The 10,335-nt window shown below is 72.8% G+C and carries 8 protein-coding genes; 7 read left to right on the top strand and 1 reads right to left on the bottom strand.

Annotation, left to right across the window (positions count from 1 at the left end):
• Positions 1-82 precede the first annotated feature (82 nt).
• The gene (locus ACFXGA_RS29700) at positions 83-808 is read left to right on the top strand and encodes an SGNH/GDSL hydrolase family protein (protein WP_378093513.1); all 726 of its coding nucleotides are present in this window, start codon (positions 83-85) and stop codon (positions 806-808) included.
• Between the two features lie 160 nt (positions 809-968).
• Here ACFXGA_RS29700 and ACFXGA_RS29695 read toward each other — a convergent pair whose 3' ends face one another.
• Positions 969-1,700 carry an SDR family NAD(P)-dependent oxidoreductase gene (locus ACFXGA_RS29695; RefSeq protein ID WP_378093511.1) on the bottom strand — a complete coding sequence of 244 codons (732 nt, stop codon included), beginning with the start codon at positions 1,698-1,700 and terminating at the stop codon, positions 969-971.
• Between the two features lie 86 nt (positions 1,701-1,786).
• On the opposite strand from ACFXGA_RS29695, the gene ACFXGA_RS29690 reads away from it, so the two are divergent.
• The 6 genes from ACFXGA_RS29690 to ACFXGA_RS29665 all read left to right on the top strand — a co-directional run.
• Positions 1,787-2,149, top strand: a complete 363-nt coding sequence (locus tag ACFXGA_RS29690; RefSeq protein WP_378093509.1) for an ArsR/SmtB family transcription factor — start codon at positions 1,787-1,789, stop codon at positions 2,147-2,149.
• 30 nt (positions 2,150-2,179) lie between these two features.
• Positions 2,180-2,731, top strand: coding sequence for a hypothetical protein (locus ACFXGA_RS29685; RefSeq protein ID WP_378093507.1), 552 nt, complete (start codon positions 2,180-2,182; stop codon positions 2,729-2,731).
• A 185-nt stretch (positions 2,732-2,916) separates the two neighbouring features.
• On the top strand, positions 2,917-3,621 hold the full coding sequence (locus tag ACFXGA_RS29680; protein ID WP_378093505.1) for a VIT family protein: 705 nt from the start codon (positions 2,917-2,919) through the stop codon (positions 3,619-3,621).
• Between the two features lie 140 nt (positions 3,622-3,761).
• Positions 3,762-3,974 carry a hypothetical protein gene (locus ACFXGA_RS29675; RefSeq protein WP_378093503.1) on the top strand — a complete coding sequence of 71 codons (213 nt, stop codon included), beginning with the start codon at positions 3,762-3,764 and terminating at the stop codon, positions 3,972-3,974.
• Between the two features lie 397 nt (positions 3,975-4,371).
• Entirely contained in the window at positions 4,372-8,877 is a 4,506-nt protein-coding gene (gltB, locus tag ACFXGA_RS29670; RefSeq protein ID WP_378093501.1) for a glutamate synthase large subunit, read from the top strand.
• A partial coding sequence (locus ACFXGA_RS29665) for a glutamate synthase subunit beta (RefSeq protein ID WP_378093499.1) occupies positions 8,870-10,335 on the top strand: 1,466 nt, incomplete at its 3' end. The genes gltB and ACFXGA_RS29665, both read left to right, overlap by 8 nt.

Below are 10,335 nucleotides of genomic sequence, written 5' to 3'. Positions count from 1 at the left end.
CACTCGAGCTCGGAATCCTGGGCCGGGGCCCGCACGCCCCACAGTGTCGGGGGCGGGGGTGCGCCCCCCCCCCGCGAGGTCATTGCCCCCCGCGCCGGGGGCGCGGCCCGCCCCCCGGGTCGACTACGTCGCCCTGGGCGACTCGTACTCCTCCGGCACGGGCGCGCCGCCGTACCAGAGCGGCTCGTGCTACCGCAGCGCGCGCGGTTACGCCCAGCTGTGGGCGGACACGCACGAGGTGTCGTCGTTCAGGTACGTCGCCTGCGGCGGCGCCACGACGCAGAGCATGACCGACCAGTTCGCCGCGCTCGACGCGGGCACCGACCTGGTCTCGATCACCATCGGGGGCAACGACGTCGGGTTCGCCAACACCATGCTCACGTGCGTCACGGGCAGCGACACGAGCTGCGTCAACGCGGTGGACAACGGCATCGAGGCCGCGCGCACCACGCTGCCCGGCCGGCTCGACGCCACCTACGCCACGATCCGCACCCGCGCGCCGAACGCCACCGTGGTCGTCCTGGGCTACCCGCACCTGGTGGAGCCGTCCGGCACGTGCCTGAGCGCGACCAAGCGGGCGGCGCTCAACCGGGGGTCCGACGAGCTGCACGCGGTGATCTCCGCCCGCGCCGCGGCCGCCGGCGTCCGCTACGTCGACGCCCGCGCCCACTTCGCGGGCCACGGCGCGTGCGGCCCGTCGCCGTGGATCAACAGCTTCTCCCTGTTCCGCCTGGCCGAGTCCTTCCACCCCAACGCCACCGGCTACGCCCAGGGCTACCTGCCCCTCCTGAACACCGCCACCTCCTGACCCCGAACCTCCAGACCGCGCGTGTCCTACGTTCGCGTCGCGCGTGTCCTACGTTCGCGTACCCCGAGTTCAACGTTCAGGTTCGCCCGACCCCGTTCCGAACGTTCAACTCGGGTGTTCCGAACGTAGGACACGGGGGACGCGAACGTAGGACACGCGGTCAGGAGAGGGTTCGGCCGCCGTCGGCGAGGAGCAGTTCGCCGTGGACGTAGGCGGCACGCGGGGAGGCCAGGAAGACGACGGCCTCGGCGATCTCGCGCGGCGTGGCGGGACGCCCGATCGGCGCCGCCCGGCCCACCTCCGCCACCGAACCGGGGTTCAGCGCCAACGCCGTCCCGGTCTCGGTCGCACCCGGCGCCACGGCGTTCACCCGCACGCCCGTGCCGCGGAACTCCACCGCCCACGTCCGGGTCAACGACTCCAGCGCCGCCTTCGTCGCCGCGTACACCGCCCCGCCGGGCACGGGCACGTGCGTCAACGACGTCGACACGTTCACCACGCTCCCCCGGCCGCGCGCCGCCATCCCCGGCAGCAACGCCGCGGTCAGGAAGAACGGCCCCCGCACGTTCACGTCGAACAACCGCCGGAACCCCTCCGCGTCCTGCTCCGCCGTCGCCGCGAACGGGAACACGGCCGCGTTGTTCACCAGCACGTCCACCTCCCCGACCGCCGCCGCCAACGCCCGCACGGACCCCAGGTCCGCCAGGTCGGCCGCCACGAACCGCGCCCGACCGCCCTCCGCCTCGATCGACGCCACGGTCCCCGCGCCCCGCGCCGCGTCCCGCCCCGTGACGACCACCCGAGCGCCACCGCGCGCCAGCAGCCGCGCGACCTCCCGCCCGATCCCCGCCGTGCTCCCGGTGACCAGCGCGACCTGCCCGTCGAACTCCATGATCCCCCACTTTTGTTCGATGTTCGGTGAACATCGAACAAGCTACACAAACGTTCGCCGACCGTCGAACGACTAGACTCGGCGGCGTGCGCCACGCCGAGCCGAACCCCGACGTCGACCGGCTCGCGCTGACCGACGTCCTGGCGGCGCTCAGCGACCCCCTGCGGGTGGGCCTGGTCCGCCTGCTCGCCGACGGCGAGGAGCACAACTTCGGCGAGTTCGCCGTCCCCGTCGCGAAGTCCACCCTGAGCCACCACCTCAAGGTGCTCAACGCCGCGGGCCTGACCTGGCGGCGCGACGAGGGCACCCGCTGCTACGTCCGGCTGCGCCGCGCGGACCTCGACGCCCGCTTCCCCGACCTGCTCGACACCGTGCTCGCCGCCGCCCGCCGCGACGACGTCGGCGGCCACGCCACCACGGCCCGCGGCGGGCCGGCCGCCGGCTGCTGACCGCCCGGCCCCCGCCGGCAGGATGACCACGTGACCAGGGGTCTGCAGTACTTCGCCGCGTGGGCCGCCTCGACCGCGGCCGCGGTGGCGTTGTCCTTCCTGGGCCTGCGGTCCGTGCTGGACGCCGGCGTGCCCGAACGCCCGCGCGTCGTCGCCGGACCCGTCCAGTCGTCGGCGATCGAGCGGACCACGACCACCGTCCCGACGCCCACCACCACGACGACCACGGCGCCGGCCCCGGTGATCGCGACCGCCACGCCGATCACCACCACGACGACCCCGCCGCCCGCCACCACCACCACGACCCCACCGCCGCTGCCGTCCGAGAACGGCACCTGGGCCGACCAGGACGGCGAACCGGTGTACCTGCGCAGCTTCCGCCTCCAGGGCGGGGTCGCCGCGATCCGCTTCTCCGCCCGCGACATCGAGCCGATCTCGGCCACCCCGCGCCAGGGCTTCGCCACCACCGTGGAGCAGCCGGCGCACGCCGTCGTGGTCGAGTTCACCGGCGGCGGCCACCGGTCCCGGCTGGAGGCCACCTGGGTCGGCGGACCGCAGTGGCGCATCGTGGAGACCGGGTAGGACGCCCACCGCGCCGCCGCACGGCCGGACGCCGGGCACCCGCACGGCCCACCCGGCGCGCGCGGATTCGTCAGCCGCGAGCCGATCACCGCGCGGCCCGCGGCCCGGTGCGGGCGCTGTCCAGGCATTCACCCGTTCGCGGACGGACTCCACCCGTTAGCCGAACGGGTGGTTCGATCACGGTCATGACGCACCCCGGCGAACCGCACCGCGACGACCTCTCCGCCCGGCTGAACTGGCTGCGCGCCGGCGTCCTGGGCGCCAACGACGGCATCGTGTCCACCGCCGGCCTCGTGGTCGGCGTGGCGGGCGCGACCACCGACCGCACCGCGATCCTGGCGGCCGGCGTGGCCGGGCTCGTCGCGGGCTCGCTGTCCATGGCGGGCGGCGAGTACGTCTCGGTCAGCACCCAGCGCGACACCGAGCGGGCCGCGCTCCGGCTGGAGGAGCGCGAGCTGCGCGAGATGCCCGAGGAGGAGGAACGGGAACTCGCCGACATCTACCGGGACAAGGGGCTGTCGGACGAGCTGGCCGCGCGGGTCGCCCGCGAGCTGACCGAGCACAACCCCCTGCGCGCCCACGCCGAGGCCGAGCTGCAGATCGACCCGGACAACCTGACCAGCCCGTGGCACGCCGCGTGGGCGTCGCTGGTGGCCTTCGCGCTCGGCGCGGTGATCCCCCTGGTCGCCATCGTGCTGCCGCCGACGTCGTGGCGGGTGTGGGCGTGCGCGGCGGCCGTGCTGGTCGGCCTGGTGCTCACCGGCGTGGTCAGCGCCCGGCTCGGGTCGAGCCACGTCGGCCGCGCGGTGCGCCGCAACGTGGTCGTCGGATCCCTCACGATGGTCGTTACCTACTCCGTGGGTCTCCTGTTCGGAGTAACGATCGGCTGAGGCGATCACCCTCCGCACATGCCCTCCGCGGCCGGTCGAGGGGTGTTGCCACTCGCACGTGTGAGGTACGCAAAGTGCGGGTACCCGTCGTCTGACTTGTCGACGTCGAGCGCGACAAGCCCGGACTGGAGGTGCGCCCCGTGACCCACCCACCCACACCGCTGCTGGTGCTGCGCGGCGAGAAGGCCGAACGCCGCCTCTGGACCGTCCTCGCCGCCCTGTTCATGCTGGTCGCGGGCGTCAACGTGATCGTGGCGGTCGGCGAGGCGGCGTGGTGGCAGGCGGCCGTCGCGGCACTGTGCCTGGCCGTCGCCGTCGGCTGCGCGCGGCAGGCGAGACGCGCCGCGCACTGATCTCAGCGGCTGCTGACGGCACGAAAGTGAGCGAAACTCTAGTCCGACCGGGTGTACCCCGCTGGTAGGAACGGCGTCAACTGGGGGTGTGATTCACCACGACGCCCTGTCGGACTAGAGCCATAACCGCGAATTCACACTATCGTCACAAGACCCCGGCAACCCCGGTGCACCGCCAAGCGTGCCCACGCGGCCCCATCCGGCCGCCAAGCGCGCGCACGAGGAAGTGCAGTTCTCCCGCACAACGGAGTGCGGTCCCACGCCGACGATCTCTCGGGCGTGGATCCACAGCCAGTACCTGCAGGCCGAGTTGTCCGCGTAAAGCCGCGCGCGGGCGTTCGGCCGTCTCCGTGCGCCCAAAAGCAGGGCGATTGACGACGCCACGGGAGGGCCCGTTGTGACCCACCACCACCAGCCGCAAGGCGGCCTTTACGACCCGCAGTACGAGCACGACGCCTGTGGCGTCGCGTTCGTCGCCGACCTGGCCGGGCGTAGAAACCACGCGATCGTGCACCAGGCCCTGGTCGCGCTGCGCAACCTCGAACACCGGGGTGCCCGCGGCGCGGAGCCCGAAACCGGTGACGGCGCGGGCATCCTGATCCAGGTGCCCGACGCGTTCTACCGCGAGGTCGTCGGCTTCCCGCTGCCCGAGCCGGGCGGCTACGCGGTCGGGACCGCGTTCCTGCCGCAGGAGGGCCACGACGCGGTCAAGCGCGAGATCGAGCGCATCGCCGCCGAGGAGGGCGCGACCGTCCTCGGGTGGCGCGACCTGCCGGTGGACACCGACCACGTCGGTCCGACCGCGAAGACCACCATGCCCGTGTTCAGCCAGCTCTTCCTCGCAGGCCCCGAGGGGGCCTCGACGGGGCTCGGGCTGGAGCGGCTGGCGTTCGTGGTCCGCAAGCGCGTCGAGCACGCCGCGGACGTCTACTTCCCGAGCCTGTCGGGCCGGACGATCGTCTACAAGGGCATGCTCACCGAGCCCCAGGTGGAGAAGTTCTTCCCCGACCTCACCGACGAGCGGGTCACCAGCTCGATCGGCCTGGTGCACTCCCGGTTCTCGACCAACACGTTCCCGTCGTGGCCGCTGGCCCACCCGTACCGGTACGTGGCGCACAACGGCGAGATCAACACCCTGCGCGGCAACCGCAACTGGATGGACGCGCGGGAGTCCGTGCTCGCCACCGACCTGATCCCCGGCGACCTGTCCCGGATCTTCCCGGTCATCACCCGCGACGCCAGCGACTCGGCGACGTTCGACGAGGTCCTGGAGCTGCTGCACCTCGGCGGGCGCAGCCTGCCGCACGCGGTGCTGATGATGATCCCCGAGGCGTGGGAGAACCACGCCGAGATGGACGCGCAACGGCGCGCGTTCTACGAGTTCCACTCCACGCTCATGGAGCCCTGGGACGGCCCCGCCCTGGTGGCCTTCACCGACGGCACGCTGATCGGCGCGGTGCTGGACCGCAACGGCCTGCGCCCGGCCCGGTACTGGGTCACCGAGGACGGCCTGGTCGTGCTCGGCAGCGAGGCGGGCGTGCTGGAGTTCGACCCGGCCACGATCGTGCGCAAGGGCCGGCTGGAGCCGGGCCGCATGTTCCTCGTCGACACCGCCCAGGGGCGGATCATCGACGACGAGGAGATCAAGGGCGAGCTGGCGGCCGAGCACCCGTACCAGGAGTGGGTCGCCGAGGGCATCCTGCACCTGGCCGACCTGCCGGCGCGGGAGCGCGAGGTGCCGACGCACTCGTCCCTGGTGCGGCGGCAGCAGGCGTTCGGCTACACCGAGGAGGAGCTGGCGCTGCTGCTGGGGCCGATGGCCCGCACCGGCGCGGAGCCGATCGGGTCGATGGGCAACGACGCGCCGTTCGCGCCGCTGTCGGACCGGCCGCGGCAGCTGTTCGACTACTTCACCCAGCTGTTCGCCCAGGTGACCAACCCGCCGCTGGACGCGATCCGCGAGGAGCTGGTGACCTCGCTGCACGCCACGCTGGGCGCGGAGCCGAACCTGCTGAGCGCCGACGCCACGTCGTGCCGGCGGATCTCGCTGCCGTTCCCGGTGCTGGACAACGACGAGCTGGCCAAGCTCGTGCACGTGGACGACGACGGCACCCTGCCGGAGTTCCGCACGTTCACCGTGCGCGGCCTCTACGAGGTCGCGGGCGGCGGCGAGGCGCTGGTGCGGCGGCTGGACGAGATCCGCGCCGAGGTGTCCCGGGCGATCGAGGACGGCGCGCGGCTCGTGGTGCTGTCGGACCGGGGCGTGGACGAGGCGCACGCGCCGATCCCGTCGCTGCTGCTGACCGGCGCGGTGCACCACCACCTGGTGCGCGAGAAGACCCGCACCCAGGTGGACCTGATCGTGGAGGCGGGCGACGCGCGCGAGGTGCACCACATCGCGCTGCTCATCGGCTACGGCGCGAAGGCGGTGAACCCCTACCTGGCCATGGCGTCGGTGGAGGAGCTGCCCGACGTCGAGGCCGGGGTCGCCACCCGCAACCTGATCAAGGCGCTGGGCAAGGGCGTGCGCAAGACCATGTCCAAGATGGGCGTCTCGACCGTGGCGTCCTACACCGGCGCGCAGATCTTCGAGGCGATCGGCCTGGGCTCGGAGGTCGTGGACACGTGCTTCACCGGCACGACGTCGCGGCTGGGCGGCATCGGGTTCGACGTCATCGCCGAGGAGGTGGCGCGGCGGCACCGGACCGCGTTCCCGCCCGACGGCTTCCGGCCGCACCACCGCGAGCTGGAGGTCGGCGGCGACTACCAGTGGCGCCGCGAGGGCGAGGCGCACCTGTTCAACCCGCAGACGGTGTTCAAGCTCCAGCACTCCACCCGCACCGGCCGCTACGACATCTTCAAGGAGTACACGCGGGCGGTGGACGAGCAGGCCAAGCGGCTGATGACGCTGCGCGGGCTGTTCGCCTTCAAGGAGGGCGTGCGCGAGCCCGTGCCGATCGAGGAGGTCGAGCCGGTCTCCTCGATCGTCAAGCGGTTCGCCACCGGCGCGATGTCCTACGGCTCCATCTCGCAGGAGATGCACGAGGTCCTCGCGATCGCGATGAACCGCCTGGGCGCGCGGTCCAACACCGGCGAGGGCGGCGAGGACGCCGAGCGGTTCACGCCCGACGCCAACGGCGACTCCCGCCGGTCGGCGATCAAGCAGGTGGCGTCGGGCCGGTTCGGCGTGACGAGCGAGTACCTGGTCAACGCCGACGACATCCAGATCAAGATGGCGCAGGGCGCGAAGCCCGGCGAGGGCGGCCAGCTGCCCGGCGCGAAGGTGTACCCGTGGGTGGCCAAGACCCGGCACTCCACGCCCGGCGTGGGCCTCATCTCGCCGCCGCCGCACCACGACATCTACTCGATCGAGGACCTGGCGCAGCTCATCCACGACCTGAAGAACGCCAACCCGGCGGCGCGCATCCACGTGAAGCTCGTCTCCGAGGTCGGCGTCGGCACGGTCGCGGCGGGCGTGTCCAAGGCGCACGCGGACGTGGTGCTGATCTCCGGCCACGACGGCGGCACCGGCGCGTCCCCGCTGTCGTCCATCAAGCACGCGGGCGGCCCGTGGGAGCTGGGCCTGGCCGAGACGCAGCAGACGCTGCTGGCCAACCGGTTGCGCGACCGGATCGTGGTGCAGGCCGACGGCCAGCTCAAGACCGGGCGGGACGTGGTGATCGCGGCGCTGCTCGGCGCGGAGGAGTTCGGCTTCGCCACCGCGCCCATGGTGGTGTCGGGCTGCATCATGATGCGGGTCTGCCACCTGGACACCTGCCCGGTGGGCGTGGCCACGCAGAACCCCGTGCTGCGGTCGAGGTTCGCGGGCAAGGCCGAGTACGTGGTGAACTTCTTCGAGTTCGTCGCGCAGGAGGTGCGGGAGCTGTTGGCGCAGCTCGGTTTCCGCACCCTGGCCGAGGCCGTCGGGCACGCCGACCTGCTCGACACGCGGGCCGCGGTGGACCACTGGAAGGCGTCCGGGCTCGACCTGTCGCCGATCTTCCACGTGCCCGAGCTGCCCGAGGGCGCGGCCCGGCACCAGGTCGTCACCCAGGACCACGGGCTGGACAAGGCGTTGGACAACACGCTGATCCAGCTCGCGGAGGGCGCGATCGCCTCCGGCGACCGGGTCCGGCTGGAGCTGCCGGTGCGCAACGTCAACCGCACCGTCGGCACCATGCTCGGCTCCGAGGTGACCAGGCGGTGGGGCGGCGAGGGCCTGCCCGACGACACGATCGACATCACGTTCACCGGCACGGCCGGGCAGTCGTTCGGCGCGTTCGTGCCGCGCGGCATCACGCTGCGGCTCGTGGGCGACGCGAACGACTACGTGGCCAAGGGCCTGTCCGGCGGGCGGGTCATCGTGCGGCCGGTGCCGGACGCGCAGTTCGCCGCGGAGCAGCACATCATCGCGGGCAACGTGATCGGCTACGGCGCGACCGGCGGGGAGATCTTCCTGCGCGGCAAGGTCGGCGAGCGGTTCTGCGTGCGCAACTCGGGCGTGCTGGCCGTCGTCGAGGGCGTGGGCGACCACGGCTGCGAGTACATGACCGGCGGTCGCGTGGTCGTGCTCGGGCCGACCGGGCGCAACTTCGCGGCGGGCATGTCCGGCGGCATCGCCTACGTGCTGGACGCGTCCGTGCCGCGGGTCAACCCGGAGATGGTGGACCTGGACCCGTTGGACGAGGCGGACCGCGAGTTCCTGCGGCGCGTGGTGGAGAAGCACTATTTGGAGACCGACTCGGCGGTGGCGCACGCGCTGCTGGCCGACTGGGACCTCGCGGTGGACCGCTTCACCAAGGTCATGCCGAAGGACTACAAGCGGGTGCTGGCCGCCCAGGCCCGGGCCGAGCTGGAGGGCCGGGACGTCAACGAAGCGATCATGGAGGCGTCTCATGGCTGACCCCCGCGGTTTCCTCACCACCGAGCGGGAGACACCCCGCAGCCGCCCCGTCTTCCTGCGCCTGCGCGACTGGCGCGAGGTGTACGAGGAGTTCGAGCGGCCCCGGCTGGAGAAGCAGGCCGGCCGGTGCATGGACTGCGGCGTCCCGTTCTGCCACCAGGGCTGCCCGCTGGGGAACCTGATCCCCGACTGGAACAACCTGGTGTGGACGCAGGACTGGCGACCGGCCGCGGAACGGCTGCACGCCACCAACAACTTCCCGGAGTTCACCGGGACGTTGTGCCCGGCGCCGTGCGAGGCCGCGTGCGTGGTGGGGATCAACGGCGATCCCGTCACCATCAAGCGGGTGGAGATCTCCATCATCGACCGGGCGTGGGACGAGGGCTGGGTGACGCCCCAGCTGCCCGTCACGCGCACCGGGCGTTCGGTGGCCGTGGTGGGCTCCGGGCCCGCGGGCCTGGCCGCCGCGCAGCAGCTGACCCGCGCCGGCCACGACGTGACGGTGCTGGAGCGGGCGGACGCCATCGGCGGGCTGCTGCGCTACGGCATCCCCGAGTTCAAGATGGAGAAGTGGCGGCTCGACCGCCGGCTGGACCAGATGCGCGCCGAGGGGACGCGGTTCCGCACGGGCGTGAACGTCGGCGTGGACATCACCGTCGAGGAGCTGCGCGAGTCCTACGACGCGGTGGTGCTGGCGGGCGGCGCGACGGCGTGGCGCGACCTGCCCGTGCCGGGCCGGGAGCTGTCCGGGGTGCACCAGGCGATGGAGTACCTGCCGTGGGCGAACCGGGTGGCGCGCGGCGAGCTGGACGCGCCGCCCATCACGGCCGAGGGCAAGCACGTCGTCGTCATCGGCGGCGGCGACACCGGCGCGGACTGCGTGGGCACGGCCCACCGGCAGGGCGCGCTGTCGGTGACGCAGCTGGAGATCATGCCCCGGCCGCCGGAGAAGCGCGCCGAGACCCACCCGTGGCCGACCTACCCGATGCTGTACCGGGTGTCGTCGGCGCACGAGGAGGGCGGCGAGCGGCTGTACTCCGTGTCCACGGTGGAGTTCCTGGGCGACGACCGGGGCGCCGTGCGGGCGTTGAAGCTGGTCGAGGTCGAGGCGTCCGGCGGGCGGTTCGAGCCGGTGCCCGGCACCGAGCGGGAGATCCCGGCGCAGCTGGTGACGTTGGCCATGGGCTTCGTCGGCCCGGAGAAGGACGGCCTGCTCACCGAGCTGGGCGTGGACCTGGACGCGCGCGGCAACGTGGCCCGCGACGACCGGTTCGCCACGTCCGTGGACGGCGTGTTCGTGGCCGGCGACATGGGCCGCGGCCAGTCGCTGATCGTGTGGGCGATCGCGGAGGGCCGCTCGGCCGCCGCCGGCGTGGACGCCTACCTGACCCGGAGGGCCGTCCTGCCCAGGCCGATCGACCCCACCGACCGGCCCCACGTTGTACCCCCGGGCGGGCG

This window comes from Actinosynnema sp. NPDC059335 (genome assembly GCF_042752395.1).
Lineage (GTDB): Bacteria > Actinomycetota > Actinomycetes > Mycobacteriales > Pseudonocardiaceae > Actinosynnema.
The sequence above is the reverse complement of the archived record's forward strand: the minus strand, read 5'-3'. Positions and strand labels throughout refer to the sequence as shown.